19 protein-coding genes and 2 pseudogenes are annotated in these 20,096 nt (G+C 63.3%); 13 read left to right on the top strand and 8 right to left on the bottom strand.

Features of this window, described 5'->3' with window-relative positions:
* The 3 genes from FOM02_RS07350 to FOM02_RS07340 all read right to left on the bottom strand — a co-directional run bounded on the left by FOM02_RS07350 (position 1) and on the right by FOM02_RS07340 (position 5,777).
* Positions 1–1,683 carry an alginate lyase family protein gene (locus FOM02_RS07350; protein ID WP_265441520.1) on the bottom strand — a complete coding sequence of 561 codons (1,683 nt, stop codon included), beginning with the start codon at positions 1,681–1,683 and terminating at the stop codon, positions 1–3.
* A 325-nt stretch (positions 1,684–2,008) separates the two neighbouring features.
* Positions 2,009–4,039, bottom strand: a complete 2,031-nt coding sequence (gene asnB / locus FOM02_RS07345; protein WP_265441519.1) for an asparagine synthase (glutamine-hydrolyzing) — start codon at positions 4,037–4,039, stop codon at positions 2,009–2,011.
* A 43-nt stretch (positions 4,040–4,082) separates the two neighbouring features.
* Positions 4,083–5,777, bottom strand: a complete 1,695-nt coding sequence (locus tag FOM02_RS07340; protein ID WP_265441518.1) for a glycosyltransferase — start codon at positions 5,775–5,777, stop codon at positions 4,083–4,085.
* 532 nt (positions 5,778–6,309) lie between these two features.
* Between FOM02_RS07340 and FOM02_RS07335 the strand changes: the two genes are divergently transcribed.
* Entirely contained in the window at positions 6,310–7,626 is a 1,317-nt protein-coding gene (locus FOM02_RS07335; RefSeq protein WP_265441517.1) for a hypothetical protein, read from the top strand.
* Positions 7,627–7,689: 63 nt separating this feature from the next.
* Here the strand turns inward: FOM02_RS07335 and FOM02_RS47085 are convergent, their stop codons facing one another.
* The 5 genes and pseudogenes from FOM02_RS47085 to FOM02_RS07310 form a co-directional block, all read right to left on the bottom strand.
* Positions 7,690–9,015 carry an NAD-dependent epimerase/dehydratase family protein gene (locus tag FOM02_RS47085; protein WP_416207762.1) on the bottom strand — a complete coding sequence of 442 codons (1,326 nt, stop codon included), beginning with the start codon at positions 9,013–9,015 and terminating at the stop codon, positions 7,690–7,692.
* Positions 8,996–9,658 (bottom strand): annotated as a pseudogene (locus tag FOM02_RS07325) (GDP-mannose 4,6-dehydratase); the annotation flags it as partial. The pseudogene FOM02_RS07325 and the gene FOM02_RS47085, both read right to left, overlap by 20 nt.
* Before the next feature lie 5 nt (positions 9,659–9,663).
* A pseudogene (gene fliI, locus FOM02_RS07320) lies at positions 9,664–9,990 on the bottom strand (flagellum-specific ATP synthase FliI); the annotation flags it as partial.
* A gap of 48 nt (positions 9,991–10,038) precedes the next feature.
* Positions 10,039–10,767: a flagellar basal-body rod protein FlgF gene (flgF, locus tag FOM02_RS07315; protein WP_027565137.1), complete on the bottom strand. Its 729-nt coding sequence runs from the start codon at positions 10,765–10,767 to the stop codon at positions 10,039–10,041.
* Positions 10,768–10,770: 3 nt separating this feature from the next.
* Positions 10,771–11,559: a DUF1217 domain-containing protein gene (locus tag FOM02_RS07310; protein WP_027565136.1), complete on the bottom strand. Its 789-nt coding sequence runs from the start codon at positions 11,557–11,559 to the stop codon at positions 10,771–10,773.
* A 142-nt stretch (positions 11,560–11,701) separates the two neighbouring features.
* Between FOM02_RS07310 and motA the strand changes: the two genes are divergently transcribed.
* The 12 genes from motA (at position 11,702) to flgI (ending at position 20,062) form a co-directional block, all read left to right on the top strand.
* Positions 11,702–12,598, top strand: coding sequence for a flagellar motor stator protein MotA (motA, locus tag FOM02_RS07305; protein WP_027565135.1), 897 nt, complete (start codon positions 11,702–11,704; stop codon positions 12,596–12,598).
* Positions 12,595–13,536: a flagellar motor switch protein FliM gene (locus tag FOM02_RS07300; RefSeq protein WP_027565134.1), complete on the top strand. Its 942-nt coding sequence runs from the start codon at positions 12,595–12,597 to the stop codon at positions 13,534–13,536. Before motA ends, FOM02_RS07300 begins: the two co-directional genes overlap by 4 nt.
* Positions 13,517–13,825 carry a hypothetical protein gene (locus FOM02_RS07295; protein WP_027565133.1) on the top strand — a complete coding sequence of 103 codons (309 nt, stop codon included), beginning with the start codon at positions 13,517–13,519 and terminating at the stop codon, positions 13,823–13,825. Before FOM02_RS07300 ends, FOM02_RS07295 begins: the two co-directional genes overlap by 20 nt.
* 76 nt (positions 13,826–13,901) lie before the next feature.
* Positions 13,902–14,276, top strand: coding sequence for a flagellar motor switch protein FliN (gene fliN / locus FOM02_RS07290; RefSeq protein WP_027565132.1), 375 nt, complete (start codon positions 13,902–13,904; stop codon positions 14,274–14,276).
* Positions 14,277–14,278: 2 nt separating this feature from the next.
* Positions 14,279–15,313 (top strand): flagellar motor switch protein FliG, encoded by a 1,035-nt coding sequence (locus FOM02_RS07285; protein ID WP_027565131.1) that lies wholly within the window; start codon positions 14,279–14,281, stop codon positions 15,311–15,313.
* Between the two features lie 13 nt (positions 15,314–15,326).
* Entirely contained in the window at positions 15,327–16,412 is a 1,086-nt protein-coding gene (gene flhB, locus FOM02_RS07280; RefSeq protein ID WP_027565130.1) for a flagellar biosynthesis protein FlhB, read from the top strand.
* 64 nt (positions 16,413–16,476) lie between these two features.
* Positions 16,477–16,878 (top strand): flagellar basal body rod protein FlgB, encoded by a 402-nt coding sequence (gene flgB / locus FOM02_RS07275; RefSeq protein ID WP_035729250.1) that lies wholly within the window; start codon positions 16,477–16,479, stop codon positions 16,876–16,878.
* Between the two features lie 11 nt (positions 16,879–16,889).
* Positions 16,890–17,306 (top strand): flagellar basal body rod protein FlgC, encoded by a 417-nt coding sequence (gene flgC / locus FOM02_RS07270; RefSeq protein WP_027565128.1) that lies wholly within the window; start codon positions 16,890–16,892, stop codon positions 17,304–17,306.
* Positions 17,307–17,308: 2 nt separating this feature from the next.
* Positions 17,309–17,638 (top strand): flagellar hook-basal body complex protein FliE, encoded by a 330-nt coding sequence (locus FOM02_RS07265; RefSeq protein WP_027565127.1) that lies wholly within the window; start codon positions 17,309–17,311, stop codon positions 17,636–17,638.
* An 18-nt stretch (positions 17,639–17,656) separates the two neighbouring features.
* On the top strand, positions 17,657–18,445 hold the full coding sequence (flgG, locus tag FOM02_RS07260) for a flagellar basal-body rod protein FlgG (protein ID WP_027565126.1): 789 nt from the start codon (positions 17,657–17,659) through the stop codon (positions 18,443–18,445).
* A gap of 13 nt (positions 18,446–18,458) precedes the next feature.
* Positions 18,459–18,935, top strand: coding sequence for a flagellar basal body P-ring formation chaperone FlgA (gene flgA, locus FOM02_RS07255; protein WP_084335157.1), 477 nt, complete (start codon positions 18,459–18,461; stop codon positions 18,933–18,935).
* Positions 18,932–20,062, top strand: a complete 1,131-nt coding sequence (gene flgI / locus FOM02_RS07250; protein WP_027565124.1) for a flagellar basal body P-ring protein FlgI — start codon at positions 18,932–18,934, stop codon at positions 20,060–20,062. The genes flgA and flgI overlap by 4 nt, the downstream gene beginning before the upstream one ends.
* Positions 20,063–20,096 lie beyond the last annotated feature (34 nt).

Here is a 20,096-nt window from a genome sequence, read left to right as displayed (position 1 = left end):
TCAAGGAGCGCACGCGGTGTCGTTCCCGTCCGGCTCGATCGTTACCGCCAGCCTCGCCGGCAAGGCTCCCTGCCTCCGCCACACCAGCCGATGCGACGGCTCGACAACGCCGTAGCTCGGCGAGATCGACGTGGGCTCGATCGTCAGCTCCCAACCGTCACCCGATGCCGAAAGGGAGAACAGACGTCCCGCTGACGAGAGGCGGACTGCAGCTCCGCTGCGGTCCACTTGGACGGAAGACGCCAGATGCAAGGGTACGGCGATCTCGTGCTCGCCTTCGCCGTCGATGGTATCGACGATCTCGAGCCGGCCCGATCGCCTGTCCAACCTGATTTCCCGCGCAACGTCGACGCCGAGGCGCCGGTAGCCCCGATGCCTGCCGGCAAACAGGTCCTGCTCATCGCCGGTCCGCCAGGTCGTGCATTCGGCCTGCGCATCGTCCTGCAGGCTCCAGAGATTGCCAGGGTCGAAGCGGTTCATCTCCGCATCATCGATTCCCGGCGTGTTGTGGGACGAGGTCGACCGAAACTCGTTTCGCTTCTCGAACGAGGCGGTATAGACGAACGAGCCGCGGTCGATGACGAGCGGCGCGCCGACGAGCCAGGCTTCGAACGACAACGCGTCGTTGTGGCCATGACCGCCGCGGCCGGCGAGGCCGACCGGGCCGCAATCGATGAACACGTGATGATCCCCGGCGCGCATGACATACGCGCCGCCGTGCGGGAAAGCCATGGACGGCACCGGGCGAACGGCCGGCGCGAATGATGCAGCCAGTTCGGGCCCTGCCACCCAGACGAGTTCGGAGCGGGGCCCTTCCGCTTGCGCCGCGAGATCGGTATCGGGGAATGCGAATGCGACCAGGCCGACCAGATAGCGATGGTCGCCGAGTTTCTGCCCGCCAAATGGCAGGGCTCTTGCGTCGTCGGCATCGCCCCACAGGGGGCTGGTGCCGTCGGGGCGCGAATAGGCGGCTGTAAATCGCGCCATCGCGCGCAGCCGCTCGATGTAACCGTCCGGCAGGCTCGCGCCGCAGGCCTTGCGATACAGTGCCGGCCACAGGAAGAGCTCGAAGACCAGCCGGTGGTAGGGCACCGACGCCTCGAAATCCATCCCATCGGGAAAGACCTGCGTTTCGATTTCCTCTTGCAGCCCCCTCCAGCCGACATCCTGCCAGCGACCGGCATTGCCCACGCCGCCGAAAAAGTGGCCGGCCATCACCAGGCCGGCAAGATCCGCCGTGTAGTGGTTGCCGTTGATATCGGCTTTCTCGATGTGCCTGAGCGTGAAGTCGCCGTGAAGGTAAAGGCTGGCCAGAAACTTCGCGCGAAAGTCCTCGTCGTGCCACGAGGGACTGTTCGCGAACACATGAAACAGCCAGGTCCAGGTGAAGAGCCGCATCGCGGCTTCCATCGTGCAGGACCAGTTCACGGTGTAACCGAGCGGATTGCGGTCGATCCACTCCTGCAGGATATCGCGCGCAGCGAGCGCATATTGCTCGTCGGCATCCAGCAGGTAGGCCTGTCCTGCCGGGATCAGCCATTGCAGCCGCGAGATCTCCCAGGGCACCTTGACGTCGCTGGGACGATCGCGGTTCACGTAATCGATCGATCGCGCGAAGCCTCCCGGCCACCCCATCCCCACCCGGTAGTCGCGGGCCCAGTCGACCGGCTTGCCCAGCGCCACCGGTCCGGTCCCCAGGAGGTCGACCGTTCGTGCGCAAGCGAGGCGTGCGGCGTCGCGAATCCGCGCGCTCTCGCCGGGCTCGATGCGGTCGAGCGCCGCGGGATCCATCGCCGATGTCCAGGCGGGATACGGGCGCTGACGCAGCCGCGTCCACAATTCATCGATGGAGGAGGCCCGCGCCATCGCAAGCAGCCGCCCGCGAGAGACGCTGCGCTCCCGCATCGGCGCGAGCCACCGGTCGAGCTCGCGCTCCCCCTCCTGAATGGCGCGCTTGGCGACGTACGCCGGAGATTTGCCGAGAATCCTCCTGGCGCGGCGCGCCGCGTCAAGCAACCGCATCGGACAACTGCGACGTATCGACCGCCTTGCGATCGATCCACAAATCATACCAGGCGGTCAAATTGTAGATCGCCCAGAGATACAGGCTGGTATCGGTCCGCCCCGTGAAGTGCCAGTCGAACAACTTCTCGATATAAGAGGCCTTCAGGAAGCCGCGCCGCATCAACCCCGACGAGAACACCGACGCCCGGACCGCGCGGCCGAAATCGCTGCGCATCCAATCGCTCATCGGCGCGCCAAAGCCCATCTTCTTCCGATAGATGATGTTGTCCGGGATCAGACCCTCGACGGCCTTCTTCAGAAGGTATTTCGGCTCGCCGCCCTTGGTCTTCCATTCCTCGGGGATGTCCATCGAGAACTCGACGAGCTTGTGGTCGAGGAAGGGCACGCGCGCCTCCAGGGATTCGGACATGCCGATCTTGTCAACCCGCATCAGCAGCAGCTCGGGCAAGCGCAGCCTGAGCTCGCTGTGGATCATGCGGGTCAGCGGATCCAGGTTGGAGAACTTGGCATCCAGCGGATCCATGAAGCTGCGGACGATGTTGAAGCTGTCGAGCTTCAGGTATTCGGGGTCGAGCAACCCCGCCGCGTCCGCATGATCGTCGTTGGCGGCAGCGATGGCGGCGGCGTCGACGAGCTGGCTCTTCATGAGGTCGGGGAACACCATCGCGCCAGACCAGAAATGCTCGCGGCTTCGGGCCGCGCGATCGATGACGTCCGCATAGACGGGCAGCCTCGGGTGAATTCCCGACAGCAGACTGGCCGTGCCGGCTGCAAGGCGCTGCGCCGGCTGTGGCAGGTACTTGCGGAACGGCGTCCAGTACTTGTGATACATTTTCAGGTACGCCATGTAGCCCGAATAGCCGCAGAACTGCTCATCGGAGCCCTCGCCGACCTGGACCACCTTCATGCCGTTGTCATGGGCGAGCTTGGAGACGAAATACAGGGGAATGCAAACCCAGTCGGCAATCGGCTCGTCCTGCGAATGGAGCATCTTCGGCAGGTAGTCGATCATATCCTTCTTGCGGATTCCGATCTCATGATGATTGGTGCCGAACCGGGTCGCGATCTGATTGGCCTGCTCGTACTCGTTCAGATGCTTGTAGTCGGTGAATCCGATCGTGAAGGTCTCGACCGGACGGCTGGAGAATTCGCTCATCAGCGCCACGTTGGTCGATGAATCGACGCCGCCCGACAGGAACACGCCCATCGGCACGTCGGACATCATCCGCTTCTCCACGCTGGCGCGGAGGCGGTTGCGGATGCCGTCGACATAGAACTCCTCGAGCGCCGCGTCTGAAAGATTGGCGGTCTCGCCCGGCTCGATGCCGCGTCCAGGCACAGCGTCCCAGTATCGCAACATCGTCGCCTTGCCGGAGCGATCAATCGTCATGCTGCATCCGGCCGGCAGCTTGTAAATGCCGCGCATCATCGTCAGCGGCGCCGGCGTCGTCAGGAACGACAGGTAGTGATACATCGCGGCGGTGTCGATCTCGCGGACAAAGTCGGGATGCTCGACCAGCGCCTTCATCTCCGAGGCGAAGGCGAAGCAACCCTTGATCCGGGCGAAATAGAGCGGCTTGACGCCGATGCGGTCCCGCGCCAGCGACAGCAGCCCCTTGCGCTCGTCCCAGATCCCGAACGCGTAATCGCCTTCGATCCGTTCGAGCAGGCCGTCGAGTCCCCACTCCTCGTAGCCGTGGACCAGCACTTCGGTGTCGCTGTGATCGGTGCGGAACTTGTGCCCGCGGGCGACGAGCTCGGGTCTGAGCCTGGCGTGATTGTAGATCTCACCGTTGAAGGTGATGATGACAGCGCCGTCCTCGTTGCGCATCGGCTGCGTCGCGGCGACGTTGAGGTCGACGATCGAGAGACGGCGGTGACCGAGGCCGATCCTACGGTCGTCCGAAACCCAGCCGTCTCCGCCGTCCGGCCCGCGATGCGCCATGGCGTCGCGCATACGATCCAGGACGGAGCGATCGACCTTGCCGGCGTCGCTGTAAGATAGCAAACCCACTATTCCGCACATTCAGAACAATCCCCTTCGTTCGGAGACGAAATCATGCCGCGTCGCGATCCGGCTGACGCATGAGCAACCCGTTACGAGCCATCGCGCCAAGAATAGCATCGACATGCCGCCTCCAGGTATAGCGATTCAGGACCTCGGCGCGGGCCGCCTTCGCCGCCCCGGCTGCGGCCGGCATGTCGTCCACGACCCGCCGCAGCGTGTCCTTGAACGCCTGCGCATTGCCTGGCTCGTAAAGGAAGCCGCAAGGCGTCCCCGCCCCCGGCGGCAATGAACCCAGGCGCGTGGCGCCGCGTCCGGCGATGACATCCTCGATCTGGCCGAGCGCCGATGCGACGATCGGCTTTTCCATCGCCATATACTCGAACAATTTGGTTGGCGATCCGAAAAATCCGGAGCCATCCGCGTTCGGCACGTGTGGCGAGAGCAGCAGGTCCGCGCAGGCCAGATATCTGGGCGCCTCCGATTGGGCCACTAGGCCCGTCAGCGTGACAAAGCGCGCGACCTCCGGCGGTTCGACCAGCCGACGCACCTCGGGCATCTTCAGGCCGTCGCCCACCAACATGAAATGCAACTTGCTTTGCTCGAGCCAGGCGACGTCGTTGCGGGCCAAGTCGCTGATGATTTCGGCAAGGAACTCGATACCATGCCACTGTCCGAACGTTCCGATGAACCCGGCGACCAGCGCGTCTTTCGGAATACCATACTGCCGCTTCAGAGCGGCCAGATCATCCGCCGAGAATCTCGTGGAATCGAAAGCGGACGGATCGACACAGTTGGGATAGACGAGAATCCGGTTATCCGGAATTCCTCGCCGCTTCAGCTCATCCCCCAACTCGTCCGACACGGTGACGATCAAATCCGCAGCGCCCAGCGCAACCGCTTCTGCCTTCTCTGCTGCCGTATGGAGGCTGAGCCGCGTCCCCCAATTTGCTGATGCCCAGGCCTCGGATCCGTTGAATTCGACCACGACCGGCACATTCAAGCGGCGCCCCAAGTGAGGCCCGGTGAAATCGTGCAGAGAAAACCGTTGATAGATGAACGACCATGGATTGGAGCTGTGCAGCGGAACGATCCTGTCCTCGATCACCTCCGCATACGAATAGAAATTCAGCTCCGCGGGCATCGCAAGCAGTCCGCCAGGCTGCAACTTCAGCCAGCGCGCACCTGCGCGATCCGTGGGCAGCGGTTTGAGGCTTGCGTAGTCCACTTCGAAGGCATTGTCGAGAAAACCACCGATGACGCCCGCAGTGTGCCCGACCGATCCGCCGACGGGCGCGCCAAGCGAAATGTTGGCATCGAGATAGAGAATGCGCGCGCCGCGGCTGGGTGGGACCTGACGGGGCATCGGCAACCGTCTCATTGCCTCTCCCTTGCGCAAACGGCTGACAAGCGCGCGGCGGGAGGACAGGGTATCGAGCGCAAGCTGCAGCAAGTTCTGCAGCCCGCCAAGCCGCCCCAGAGCCTCGACCCGCAAATCGGGCCAGACAACCGCAAGTGAGCCGACCCGGGTCAATGCAGCCGCGATCGAGAGCGGTGCAATCAGTGCGGTAGAAGCCTCGCTTTCCAGCGCGATGACGAGCTTATCGGCACGGAGACCGCGCAACTGCCGAAGTGCAGCGACTGGCGACAGTTTACGCAGGTTCGCCGCATCATAGTAGCTATCCACCGGCCCACAGACCTGCGCGATTCGATCGGCAAACGATCTCGTCACGGGGTGAAAGCTCATGACGATTAGCTTGGGCCTCGTGGAGATGTCGGGACGCATTAGCTTCAAGGACGAGTTGGACATATCGGTGAGGCTATACTAGCAATACAGCGTCAAGACCAGCGCCCAGGAGCCTCCAGCAAGGCTCGTGCGCCGCCGACCAGGGGCATTTCAGTTCCCGCCATTTTGCCGGAACTCCGAAGACCCGGCCGGCCAGCGCACCACCAAAGCAGTCCATGTGCGTGCCGGCACCGCCGGTCGTCGAGAATTGCTGTTTCACGCCATGGCTGCTGTGTGCGGAACGGCATATCAGACTGTCGGGCGAACGGCCGGGGCCATCAAGTCGACCCGCTATCGCTTGGACATCGTGACTCACGCCGAACGCAATTGATCATGCTGTTCGCCAGGTCATGACCGCCGCAATCCCGGCGGGCACTTTGCGTGGGCTGCCGTCGACGCCTCGAGCAGACCGACTTCATCCAGGCGCATGCGTTGAACTTCCCCTGCTCTCAGGATACGTTGCTCCGGGGATGTTCAAATGAGATCAGGAGTAATGGCCGAGTCCGTCAATTCAGTGTATCGCGGGCTTGCTGCCCTGTTCGATCGGGAGCCAAAGCGTCCGCTACTGCTCGGACTCCTGATCTGTCTTCATCTCGTCATCTGCGCCGCCTCGCTTCGCGTGTCATTTCCGTACTATCGATCGGAATACGTGATGTACGACCCCGCGGGCCTCGCAAGCGCGATAGTGGCGACCGCGATCTTCTCCCTTATTGCTCCGCTTTTCGTGTTTGCCCGCTTCAGCTTCGGCTATCTCTGCGGATTCTACCTGTTCACCATGGTGGCCGGTTTTCTCTGGCTGACCGCGTACTCGAAGCTTCAGTACGACCATGTCGCGGCAAGTATCTCTGCGGGCTTGTCTTGCCTGACTTTCCTGCTGCCTGCCCTGTTCATCACCTCCAGGATCGGCCGGTCCACGGAAATCTCGGAGCGCAGCTTCGAACGCATCCTCTACCTCATCGTCGCGTTCTGCCTCGCAACGTCGATAGTAGCGGCCACATACGGCTTCCGCATCACCGCGATCAACGACATCTACCGATATCGCAGCGAGCTGCAATTTCCCACGGCGCTGAACTACGCCATTGCGTCGACGATGACCGTGCTGTTGCCGTTCGCCTATGCGTGCTTCGCCCTGCGACGTCGATACTGGCTGGCGGCGGCGATGCTCGCCATCTCGATCTCATTTTATCCGAGCACGCTGAGCAAGATCGCGCTGTTCACACCGGCGTGGCTGCTTTTCATGACGCTGCTTTCGATATTGCTCGGACGGTTCGCGACGATCCTGTCCCTGTTTCTGCCGGTTCTCACGGGCGTGCTTTTCATCAGCACGATCGGTGAGCCGTTGAGGCGCTATTTCGATATCGTCAATGCTAGGATGCTGAGCGTTCCGTCGGTGGCGCTGGACGTCTACAACGAGTACTTCGCCCAGCACGAACTCACTCATTTCTGCCAGATCTGGCTGCTGAAGCCTTTCATGAGCTGTGTACTGAAACAACCGCTCTCGGTCGAAATGAACAGCATCTACCCCTTGGGCTTCCTCAATGCTTCCCTGTTCGCCACGGAGGGGATCGCATCCGTCGGCGTTTGGGGGGCTCCCCTTGCGACGCTCGCCTGCGGGCTGGTCGTTGGTTTCGGCAACCGGCTCTCGGCGGGCCTGTCGGAGCGCTTCGTCCTGATATCTGCGGCCATCGTGCCGCAGGTCATCACGAACGTACCGTTCTCGACGCTGATGCTGACCCACGGCCTCTGGCTTCTGTTCCTGCTCTGGTACGTGACCCCTCGAACGCTGTTTGGTGGTCCAGCCGAACATTGAAAGAGGGTCGCGCCGGGCTCGATTCGCTGTGGCGAAATCGATGAAGCGAGAAGAACCATCGTACTAATCTAGCCTGGCCGGCTCGAATGTGCCGGCTTTTGCCAGCGCCAAAAGAAGCTCGCCGACGACGCCAAGCAGCAAGAGAAGGAAAATCTTGACCGGGAAAAGATAGAGTTCGGTGTAGTGAAAAAGAGTCGCCTGCCCGAGAAAGGTGGCAACGAACACCGTACTCACGCTGAATACTGCATCGTAGGGAGACCAGCCCTTAGAGACGCGCGCAAGTGAAAACCGCGCCCACACAAAGACGATGGAGGCGAGCATGAGCAGGTATTTCATGTTGTAGGTGGCAAGCGCCGTCGTCACCTTCTTCAGATAGATCGTCGCCACTTCGATCGGGTGGTGAAGAACAATCTCGAAATATTTGCGCTTCAGTATCGAGTAATATTCAGCCGACAGGTACAGTGTGTTGGGGTTTACCTCCTTGACGGCTCGAATACCGTCGTCATCGTTCCACACGATTCCGAAAGGGTTCTCGACGACACCCAGACCGATATACAGATTGTGCCATGCCCCGTGCTGCTCCATCCGGGCGGACGGCGCAATATCAAAGACGGCATCGCGAGCGCGAAGGATGGAGTACGGCGTCCAGATCGTCAGAACCGTCGCGGCGACAATGACGAGATGGGCCAGCCCCATATGCCGCATCTTCATCAGTGAACAGAAATAACTGACGCCGAGGGCAAGAAGAGCAGCCACAACTCCCATAAGCCCGATCGCCTCACGGAAAACCATTCCGACAGCCAGACCAAGCAGACCGACGATCATCCATAACCACCAATTGGCGCGCGGCGGGCCGGTGGATGGAATTCCGAGAACCGCCAACGGCAGCAATGCGACCAGACAGGCGACACCAAAGTGGCCAGGATGCGGCCCAAGCGCATGAGACTTGTTGGCAATCACGGTCCCGACGGTCAGGACGAGAAACGAGACAAACGGCAACCGCAGACGAAAAAGCAGACCCGCCAGACTTATGATGCCGACATAGTTCAAGATCGTATTCACCCTCGAAACGTCGGTTTCGGTTACGACCGAGCCGCTAAGGGCCGCATAGAGATCCAGAACAAGGGGAGGCCCCGGATCGTCACCCGCCGAGACGTCCGCGATAGGTACGAGACGATCCCCCTGGCAAATGGCCAGGACGGCCTTCGTTGTTCGCGCGCAATCTGCGCTCTTCGCGGCCTGGTTGCAGAGATCGAGCTCGCGGCGGTCCACCGTGACGAGCCTCGCATCCTCCCGTTCGAGCCGGCGCACCAGCGCGGCTCCGACCATGCCGCGATGGCCGGCGACGTAGACGCTTTTGCCTTTCAGCTCAAACGCTGTGCTTGCCACGGCCGGCGTCCCGTTTCGCGTCCGCCAGATCGCTCGCTACCATCTCCTCGACGAGTTGTGCAAACGTCCGCTTCGGCTTCCAGCCGAGCACCTGGCGCGCCTTGCTGGCGTCACCGACCAGGAGATCGACCTCGGTCGGGCGGAAATAGGTGGGATCGATTCTCACCACGGCCTTGCCGCTCGTCTCGTCGACGCCGGTTTCGTCGACGCCCTGCCCTTGCCACGCGATGCGGCGGCCGACCTGCGCAAAGGCCAGTTCGACCATCTCGCGCACCGAGCGCGTCTCGCCGGTGGCGAGCACGAAGTCATCAGGCTTGTCGGCCTGGAGGATCATGTGCATGCCTTCGACGTAGTCCCTGGCATGGCCCCAGTCGCGCTTGGCTTCGAGATTGCCGAGATAGAGCGTGTCCTCGAGGCCGACTTCGATGCGGGCGACGGCGCGGGTGATCTTGCGGGTGACGAAGGTCTCGCCGCGGATCGGGCTCTCGTGGTTGAACAGGATGCCGTTGCTGGCGAACATGCCATAGGCTTCGCGGTAGTTCACAGTGATCCAGTAGCCGTAGAGCTTGGCGACGCCGTAAGGCGAGCGCGGATAGAACGGCGTGGTCTCCTTCTGCGGGATCTCCTGCACGAGGCCGTACGCCAAGCCGCGTTGATGACGCGGCCCTTCCAGCTCGGATCGGGCGCGAAGGACAAGGGCGGCATCCGATAGGCGACGGAGCCGAGGCCGCCGGCAAATTGCCGGTCGAACGGCTTGGCGATGATGCCATCGCTGTCGATCCGCACCACCTCGCCGATCTGCGGCTTGCCGCCGGAATTGACGCCGATGAGTTCACCGAGCCTGACGAAGCGCGACAGGCCGGAGACACGGAAATGCGTCGGCGCGATCTCGGAGATCGCGCCGCTGACGCTGGCCAGGGGAGTGCTCTGCTGAAGCTCCAGCAGCGCCCACTCGAGTTGCCGAAGAGCGTTCAAGGAAATCGTCCACCATCAATGCGCACGCGGCGCAAACTACTTGCAGGTCTATTTGCCCGGCTCGCCCAGCGTCCGGATTGCATTCTGGAGCGAGCTCTCGGTGCCCTCGATCATCGAATTGGTGCCGTCGAAGGCGCGCGAAGCCGCGATCAGCTTCGTCAATTCCATCATCGGATTGGCGCCGGAGCCTTCGACATAGCCCTGCTTGAAGCCGTCGCGGGAGAAATCGGCGATGGCGGTCGCGGGCCGGTCGGGCGTGACGCCGGAATTGCCGTAGCGCTCGAGGTTGGCATCGGCGGGGATGTTGAACAGGCCGATGGTGCCGATCTCGTTGTTGTCCTGGGTGATCGCGCCGCTGCGCGCGATCGAGATCGGTCCGCCGTTCGGGTCGAGCGTGATCTGCGCGCCGCCGGCATCGATCACCGGGAAGCCGGCCACCGTCTGAAGATCGCCGTTGGGAGCGATCTGGAGGCGGCCGTCGCGGGTATAGACCGTGCCGTTCGGGCCGGCGAAGGCGATCCAGCCCTGGCCGACCACGGCGACGTCGAGCGGGTTGCCGCTTTCGGTGATGCTGCCTTGCTCGCGCGAGATGATGTTGTCGCCGGGCGAGGAGAAGGCCACCGGGTTCGCGCCGGCCTTGGACAGCACCGTCTCGAACTTCACCACGTCGGTGCGGAACGCCGCCGTGTTCACGTTGGCGACGTTGTTGGCGATGGTCTGGAGGCGCTTTTCGAGCGCGACCTGCGCCGACAATCCCACATAGAGAGCCGATTGCATGACTTACCTGTTGAAGCGAATGTTCTGAAGCGTCGTGAGCATGTCGGTATCCAGGCTCACCGATGTCGAGGCGCCGGCGATCAGCACCAGCGCGGGATTGGTCGAATTGTCGCTCTGGGCCTGGGTCGCATCCCACATCGCGGCAAAGCGCTGCACGAATTTTGTGACCTTGGTCGGGTCCTGGAAATCGGTGAGATCGATCTTGTCCGTGATCATCTTGGCCTGGGCGTCGATGTCGGACGAGCTGATTGTCGACGACCAGCCCATGGCGGTCTGGACCACCTGGGTCAGCGCCTTGTCGGCGAGGATCTGATAGGCGTTCGTGATCGTGGAGGCTTTACGGGTGAAATAGAGTGCGAGCCGCAGGCCCTCGTTCTGGTTGCCGGCGTTCTCCTCCAGCGTCTGCGTGACGTATTGGGTCGCCGTGCCGGTCGTCGCCGCGGTGGTCGAGGTCGCCTGATCACCGAGGGCGGCGAAATTGAAGGCGGTGGCGAACTGCCGGTAGCGGGTGTCGGAGAGCTTGTTGGCGAAAGCGTCCTGGTCCGAGACACCCTCAGTCAGCACCTTGCGCATGAACGCCTTGGCGTAGGTCATGTCGCTGAGGCCATAGGCCTTCATCGCGTAGGAATAGAGGCGGTAGTCGTTCAGGAAGTCGTCGATCGTCTTCACGTTGCCGATATGGCTGAGGAAGTAATCGGTATCGCGGCTGACATCGGGCTGCGTCGCGACCTGCGTCATCGACTTGCTCATGTCCGTGGTCAGTCTGGTGTAGTCCGCGATGGTGGATAGCATGGCCCGCGCCCCTCTGGCCGCTGTTGCGGCGTGTCCCAAGCTGCCGTCAATTGCTTGCGCGGGGCTGGCGATGCGGCAAGCCAGCTTCGCGCAAGCGTCGCCGACTAGATATTCCCAGTGGGATCGGCGATGGAGCGGCGTGTTGGGCAGTTTCGTGGGGATTTTCATCACGGTAGCGGCGCTGCTCGGCGGCTTTGCCGCCATGGGCGGGCATCTGGCCGTGCTCATGCAGCCGTGGGAATTCGTGATCATCATAGGCACCGCGGTCGGCACCTTCATCCTGGCCAATCCGTGGAAGACGGTCATCGACACTGGGGTCGCCTGCATGCAGGCCGTCACCAACGCCGTGCCGGGACAGCGCTATTACCTCGACCTGCTCGGGGCGCTGCACGCCCTGATGCGCGAGCTGCGGGGCAAGGGCCGCAACGAGGTGGAAGCCCATATCGACGACCCCTCGTCTTCCGAGATCTTCAAGGCGTTCCCGAGCGTGCTCGGCGACCCCTCGCTGCTCCAGTTCATCTGCGACTATGTCCGTCTCATCATCATGGGCAACGCGCGCACCCACGAGATCGAAGCGCTGATGGACGAGGAGATCCACACCATCGTGAAGAGCAAGCTGGCACCCTACCATGCGCTGGTGACGGTTTCCGAGGCGATGCCGGCGCTCGGCATCGTCGCCGCGGTGCTCGGCGTCATCAAGGCGATGGGCGCGCTCGACCAGTCGCCGAAGCTGCTCGGCGGCTTCATCGGCGCGGCCCTGGTCGGTACCTTCGCAGGCATCTTCATTTCCTACGGTGTGCTTTCGCCCTTCGCGATCAAGATCAAGATGACGCGCGAGAAGAAGTGCCGGCCCTACATCATCGTCAAGCAGACGCTGCTGGCCTTCATGAACGGCGCCATGCCGCAGATCGCCGTCGAGCACGGCCGCAAGATGATCTCGAGCAACGAGCGTCCGTCGATCGACGTCGTCGAGAACGAGACGATCGCCGGCCCCAAGGCGGTCCCGACCGAGGCTGAACCGAAGGCGGCCCGCGCATGACGATGGAAGACGTCGAGGTCGATCAGCGGAAGCAGCTGCCGAACTACCTGCTCGATGCGGCGGGTATCTCGATCGAACGCATGCCGATGCTCAATGTGATCTTCGATCGCATGGCGGCATCGTGCACCGACAGCCTGCAGCCGATGGCCGGCACGCCGTGCTATTTCTCGGTCAATGGCATCACCAACGACCCCCTCGGCGACATCATCAAGGACTACGAGGGCAACGCGGTCGCCGCCGTGCTCTATGCCGAGCAGTGGGATTCGCGCGTCATCATCATGCTGGACCGCGACTTCGTGTTCACGATGGTCGAGGCGATGTTCGGCTCCGACGGGGCCGAGCCGCCGCTCGATGTCGAGCGCACCTTCTCGAACATCGAGATCCGCCTGGTCCAGGCGCTGTTCGAGCGGTTCGCCAAGGCGCTGCAGGGCGCCTTTGCCGGCACGTCCAACGTCACCTTCCGTGTCGAGCGGGTCGAGACGGCGATGGCGTCGCTGGCGATCGGCCGCAGCAGCAACATGTCGATCTGCGCGAACATGATGGTGCAGGCGCTCTATCGCGGCGGCCAGATGTTCCTGATCATTCCGCACTCTGCGCTCAACCCGCTGCGCCAGAAGCTCGCCCATGTCGTCGTCAGCGACGGCCGTGCGTCGGATCCGCGTTGGCGCGAGCAGATGGAGAGCGAGGTCAACAAGACCGAAGTGACGTTGACCGCCGTGCTCGACGAGAAGATGATAACCCTCGACGATGTCGTGAAGTTCCACGTCGGCCAGGTGCTCGAGCTCGAAGCCACGCCGCGCACGCTGGCCCGTCTCGAAAGCAACAACCAGGTGCTGTTCTGGTGTCAGATCGGCCAGCTCGATGGCTATTATGCCATGCAGGTGTCCGATCCCGTCGATCAGAAACGGGAGTTCGTCGATGATATCCTATCTCGTTGATGCCGTGCTCTTGATTGCGCTCGCCTTCACCAGCATGCGGGTGACCCGGATGCACCGCGAGCTGGCGCGCTTGCGCAGCTACCAGGGCGAGTTCTCGACCATCGTCCACGAGACGGCGGGCGCCTTCGACACCGTCATCACCGCTGCGCACGATTCCACGGCGAATCTCGGACGGCTCGCCAACGTGCTGAGCACGAAGATCGATCAGGCTCACGAGGCGATTGCGGCACTCGATGCGAGGAGCGGGCTCGCGTCCGCCACAGGCGGCGCCGACGTGAACAAACATTGAAGCCGGAGCAGGCTGAACACATACGACCGGAACGTCGCGGCGCTCCGGGGGCGGAACTACCAAGAGGCGATACCACATGGCGCAATCCTTCGACTATGAGTCTGCATCTGCATCTGACGAGACCGAGGCGTCTCCGCTGGAGCGGCTGGCCGAGATTGCCGCGCGCACGGCGGAGGAGACCGGCAAGTTCGCCAACGTCGATGCCATCATGCGGATTCCCGTCACCATGCAGGTGGTGCTCGGCTCGGCGACCATTCCGGTCGCGAACCTGATGAAGCTCGGCCGCGGCGCGGTGGTCCCGCTCGACCACCGGGTCGGCGAGCCCGTCGATGTCGTCGTCAACGGCCGCATCGTCGCCCGCGGCGAGGTGGTCGTCGTCGAAGAGGATAACTCTCGCTTCGGCGTCTCGCTCACGGAGATCGTCGGACCGCTGGGGCAGGGTGATACCTGACCATGGCGGCACAGGTCGCTCCCATCAAGCAGCGAGGCGTTGCCACGCTGGGTGGAACGGAAAAGGTCGCAGCGCTGCTGCTGGCCATGGGGCGGCAGGCGGCCGCGAGCGTGCTCGCGCAGTTCGAGCCGCAGGATATCCGCATCGTCACCAAGGCCGCGGCGGAGTTGCGGCCGATCACCGCGCAGGAGCTCGAGGGGATCGTCGAGGAGTTCGCCCAGCAGTTCTCGATGGGCGCCAACATCCTCGGCACGCTCGGCGGGCTCGAGGCCGTGCTCGGCGACGTGCTTCCGGCCGACCAGGTCACGGCGATCATGTCGGACCTGCTCGGCAATTCGAGCCGCTCGGTGTGGGACCGGGTCTCGTCGGTGTCGGAAAATTCGCTGGCAACCTACCTCTCCAAGGAGCATCCGCAGACCGCGGCGCTGATCCTGTCCAAGGTCAAGCCGTCCTGCGCTGCCAAGGTGATGAGCCAGCTGCCGTCGAGCCTGCGCAACGAGCTGATGCGGCGCGTGCTCAGTCTCAAGCCGATCGTCGACGACGCGATGAAGGTTCTCGAGAAGACGCTGCACGAGGATCTGACGCTGAATTTCGCCCGCAACCTCGGCGCGGATACCTATGCCCGCGTCGCCGACATCATCAACAAGATGGAGCGCGGCCACATCGAGGACATGCTGAAGAGCCTGTCGGAGAAGCGGCCGAAGTCGGCCGAAGTGCTGAAGGAGCTGCTGTTCACCTTCGACGACGTCATCAATCTGGCCCCGAAGGCGCGCACCATGATCTTCGATCAGGTGCCGACCGATCGCATCGTCGTCGCACTGAAGGGCACCGACAAGCATTTCCGCGAAACCATCCTGTCCGCGGTTGCCTCGCGCGTTCGCCGTGTCGTCGAGAGCGAACTTGCCATCGGCGAGCCGTCGAACCAGCGCGACGTGCTGGAGGCGCGCCGCGTCATCACCGATCTCGCACTCGACCTCGCGGAGAAGGGCGAAATCGAGCTCAACCCCGACCAGGAGGATGAGCTGGTCTTCCGCTGACCGCTGAACGGGCATGGCAGAAACATCCGATCAGGACAGCAAGACAGAAGAGCCGACCGAGAAGAAAGTCCGCGATGCGCTCGAGCAGGGCAACATTCCGGTCTCTCGGGAGGCGCCCATCTTCGCCTCGATGGCCGCGTTGATGGTGATCCTCACGTTCCTGATCGGCCGGGGCGTGCAGCAAATAACGCTGACCTTGAAGGGTCTTCTCGACGACCCCGACGGATTCCCGCTCGGTGCGCCGGCTGATGCGCTGAACCTGCTTACCGTCGTGGGGCTCGAGGCGCTGCGCTTCCTGACGCCGTTGCTCGTCATCTTCGCCGTGTTCGGGCTGGCGGCGCAGCTGCTGCAGAATGCGCCCAACCTGGTGCTCCAGCGCATCATGCCGGACCTTTCGAGGATTTCTCCGCTGAACGGCTGGAAGCGGCTGTTCGGAACGCAGGGCCTCGTCGAGTTCGCCAAGTCGATGTTCAAGCTCGCCTCGGTGAGCGCCGTCGTCGCCTTCGTGCTGCGCTCGTCCGAAGCGAAAGCCTTCGAGGCGATGTACACCGATCCGGTCGCACTGCCGGAGATGATCCTCAGCATCGCGATGCGGATCGTCTCGGCGATCTGCATCGCCACCATCGTCCTGGTCGCGATCGATCTCGCCTGGGCGCGCTTCCATTGGCGGCGCGAGCTGCGCATGACCAAGCAGGAGATCAAGGACGAGCACAAGCAGGCGGAGGGCGATCCGCTGATCAAGGCCCGCCTGCGCTCGCTGGCGCGTGATCGCTCGCGGCAGCGCATGATCGCTTCGGCGGCGCGCGCGACGCTCGTGATCGCGAACCCGACGCATTTTGCGATCGCGCTGCGCTACAAGCGCGAGGAGAACGCGGCGCCCCTGGTCGTGGCCAAGGGCATGGACGTGATCGCGCTGAAGATCCGCGAAGTCGCCGAGCAGAACCGGATTCCGGTGATCGAGAACAAGGCGCTGGCGCGCGCGCTCTACGAGGCGGTGCAGGTCGATCAGGTGATCCCGGCGGAGTTCTTCCGGCCCGTCGCCGAGATCATCTACTTCCTGCAGTCGAAGCAGGCGCCGCGGCCCGAGAAGGTCCAGTAGATTTCCGAGGATGGCGCTTCGCGCAACAGCTTGACGAAAGCTTAACGCCCTAGGGTTCTCCCGAATGGACCAGAATGGGGCTGTCGTGGGACCGCTTTATCTCTTCGAACTCGCATCGTCGCAGGCGCGTTACCTTGAGCTCCGCCAGCAGACCATCGCGACCAACGTCGCCAATGCCAACACGCCGGGCTTCAAGGCGCGCGACGTCGAGCCCTTCAACAAGGTGCTCGACACGATGCCGGTCAGGCTTGCGACGACATCGCCGTCGCACATGCAGCTGTCTGCGGCCGAGACCGACACGCGCGCGACCGCCAAGAAGGATAGCTGGGAAGTGGTCCACTCCGGCAACTCGGTCAGCCTCGAGCAGGAAATGATCAAGGGCAACGACGTCAATCGCGACTACTCGATGAACGCGGCCGTCGTGCGCTCGTTCCACCGCATGCTGCTGTCGAGCGCGAAGACCTGAGGTGAATTGATATGCTGGACGCACTGAGTGCCTCTCTGACGGTCGCGAGCTCCGGGCTCGAAGCGCAGTCGACGCGCATGCGCATCGTCTCTGAAAACCTCGCCAACGCCACGGCTACCGGCCGCACCGCCGGCGCCGATCCGTATCAGCGCAAGACCATCACCTTCGATGCCGCGATGGACCGCGCCTCCGGTGCCCAGCTTGCGAAGATCAAGGAGATCGGGGTCGACACCACGCCTTATCGCGTCGAGTACGATCCGGGCCATCCCGCCGCCGACAAGGCCGGCTACGTCAAGCTGCCGAACGTCAACATGATGATCGAGATGGCCGACATGCGGGAAGTCAACCGGTCGTATGAAGCCAATCTCCAGGTCGTGAAGCAGGTGCGCTCGATGCTCGGCATGACCATCGACCTTCTGAGGAGCTGACAATGCTTGAGGCGATTTCATCCACCGCGATCTCCGCTGGGCAGGCCGCGTCCCGCGCGACGGAGACACAGGCCGTCGCGCCGTCGGCGCCGAGCGCGATCCAGTCCACCGACGATCTCGGCTTCGAGTCGGTGATGAAGCAGGTGACGACGGACGCGATCGGCACGCTGAAGGCGGGCGAGGCGGCGTCGATCTCGGCGATGCAGGGCAAGGAGTCGACGCGGAAGGTCGTCGAGGCGCTGATGTCGGCCGAGCAGGCCATGCAGACGGCGGTCGCGGTCCGCGACAAGGTCGTGCAGGCCTACCAAGAAGTCGTTCGGATGTCGATTTGATCTGAGGGAGTGACGATCGTGAAATCGCTCGCCATTGCGGCCACGGGCATGAACGCCCAGCAGACCAACATCGAAGTCATCGCGAACAACATCGCCAACATCAACTCGACCTCGTACAAGCGGGCGCGCGCGGAATTCACCGATCTGTTCTACCAGATGGACCGCATGCAGGGCGTCGCGAACGTCAACGGCTCCTCGCCGATCCCGGAAGGCGCCAATCTCGGCCTCGGCGTCAAGTCGGCGGCGATCCGGAAGCTGCACATCCAGGGCGCGTTGACGCAGACGGGCAACCCCTACGATCTCGCCATCAACGGCCGCGGCTGGTTTCAGGTGCTGGGTCCAAACAACGAGGTGCAATACACCCGTGCGGGCTCGTTCAACACCAATGCCAACGGCCAGCTCGTCACCATCGACGGCTACCTGCTGGACCCCGCGATCACGGTGCCGCAGGGAACGGTCCAGGTCACGGTCAACCAGACCGGACAGGTGTTTGCCAAGCTCGACACCGAAATCAACCCGCGGCAGATCGGCCAGCTCAACCTCGCCAATTTCGCCAACGAAGCCGGCCTCGAGCCGCTCGGCAGCAATCTCTATCGTGAGACGACGGCGTCAGGTACGCCCGTCGTCGGCCTGCCGGGCGATTCCGGCTACGGCAAGATCAACCAGCAATATCTCGAAGCCTCGAACGTCGATCCGGTCAAGGAGATCACCGAGTTGATCTCGGCGCAGCGCGCCTACGAGATGAATGCCAAGGTCATCCAGGCCTCGGATGAAATGGCCTCGACGGTATCGAAGGGCCTTCGCTAGTTCCGGTGTCTCCATGTTGAACTGGGTGGGCCTGATCGTGCGCGGGTTGGCCGCCGTGCTGCTGGTTCTGGTTTCGGCGCGCGTCGCCGTGGCCGAGGAGAAGCGGCTTCCCGTGCCGGCCGTGTCGATCCGCGCCGGCGAGCTGATCCGGGACGACATGATCACGGAGCGCGTCTTCGCGCCGAACGTGCTTGGCGTTGCCATGTTCATCGAAGGACGCCAGGTCCTGGTCGGCCGGATGGCGCGGCGCAACTTGCTGCCGGGCCAGCCGATCCCGACCAACTCGGTCGAAGAGCCCTGGACCGTCGCACGCGGCGCCATGGTCAAGGTCGTGGTCGAGGACAGCGGCCTGTCGATCGTCACTTACGGCTCGGCGATGCAGCAGGGCGCGCCCGGCGCGCTCATCCCGGTGCGCAACACCGATACCGGCGTGATCATCAGGGGCATCGTCCAGCCGGACGGCACCGTCAAGGTCATGGACGGGTCATGACCAGGTTCCTGCTTACGCTCGTCCTGCTCCTCTCCACCGCCAGCGCCCAGGCCGCCGTCCGCATCAAGGACATCGCGGACATCAAGGGACTGCGCGAAAATCAGATCGTCGGCTACGGCCTCGTTATCGGCCTGAACGGCACCGGCGACACGCTCCGCAACGCGCCGTTCACGGAGCAGTCCCTGCAATCGATGCTCGAGAACATGGGCATCAACGTCAGGAACGAGACCACCAGCACCAACAATCCGCCGCGTCCGACCACGCTGCGCACGCGTAACGTCGCCGCCGTGATGGTGACCGCGGATCTGCAGCCCTCGATCGGGCCCGGCGAGCGCATGGATGTGACGGTGTCGTCGCTCGGCGATGCGACCTCGCTGCTCGGCGGCACGCTGGTGATGACGTCGCTGCGTGCGGCCGACGGCGCGGTCTATGCGGTGGCGCAAGGCGCGGTCACGGTCGCCGGCTACAGTGTCGGAGGCCAGGCGCAGAACGTCAGCCAGGGCACGCCGACCGCGGGACGCATTCCGAACGGCGCGCTGGTCGAGCGCGAGGTGCAGGGAAGTCTCCACGAGATGGAATTCCTGGTGCTGGAGCTCAAGAACCCCGATTTCGTCACCGCGACGCGCATCCTCGACGCCATCAACCGCTACGCCGGCGGCCGCTATCGGGCGCAGATCGCCTTCGAGCGCGATTATCGCACGATCGTGCTGTCGAAGCCTCGCTATGTCGGGCCGGTCCGCTTTCTCGCGGAAGTCGGTGAGCTGACGGTCGAGCCTGATACCCCGGCGCGGGTGGTGATCAACGAGCGTACCGGCACGGTGGTGATCGGACGTGACGTGCGCATTTCGACCGTCGCCGTGACGCACGGCAATCTGACGGTTCGTGTCACCGAGCTTCCGGTGGTGTCGCAGCCGGCGCCGTTCTCGCAAGGGCAGACCGTCGTCGTGCCCCAGACCATCGTCGAGGCCAATGAAGCCGGATCGCAGGTGGCGATCCTCAGTGGCGTCGATCTCCAACGTCTGGTGCGCGGCCTGAACCAGATCGGCCTGAAGCCGTCCGGCATCATCGCGATCCTCCAGGCCATCAAGACCGCCGGTGCGCTCCAGGCTGACGTCATCGTGCAATGATGCACAAGCGTCGTGCAAGCTTGGTCGCTCAATG

Source organism: Bradyrhizobium sp. SEMIA, from assembly GCF_014844175.1.
Lineage (GTDB): Bacteria > Pseudomonadota > Alphaproteobacteria > Rhizobiales > Xanthobacteraceae > Bradyrhizobium > Bradyrhizobium arachidis.
The sequence above is the reverse complement of the archived record's forward strand: the minus strand, read 5'-3'. Positions and strand labels throughout refer to the sequence as shown.